This is a genomic window from Rhizobium ecuadorense (genome assembly GCF_001187535.1).
Taxonomy (GTDB): domain Bacteria; phylum Pseudomonadota; class Alphaproteobacteria; order Rhizobiales; family Rhizobiaceae; genus Rhizobium; species Rhizobium ecuadorense.
On record NZ_LFIO01001474.1, the window covers coordinates 1 to 223 of the forward strand.

Below are 223 nucleotides of genomic sequence, written 5' to 3' on the forward strand. Positions count from 1 at the left end.
ACTTCCAGCCGGAACAGGGCACCGAAATCTCGGCTGCACGTCGGACTTCCAGGTGGTAGGCGCTTATCCTAAGGGACAGCATGCCGACATTCAGACGTCCGCTCCCTCAAGCGAAATGCTGGCGAAAATCTCGTCAGTCCCCCTGCCCCATACCGACCCCGTCCAAGGATCGTCAGGATTTCTCACGGAGAAATGGCGGTAGTCATCGGGCACAGTGACCGAT

At 58.3% G+C, this 223-nt stretch carries 1 pseudogene; it reads left to right on the forward strand.

Going from position 1 to position 223, the window contains the following annotated elements:
• Positions 1–202: pseudogene (locus AF337_RS45785) on the forward strand (cupin); the annotation flags it as partial.
• Between the last annotated feature and the right edge of the window lie 21 nt (positions 203–223).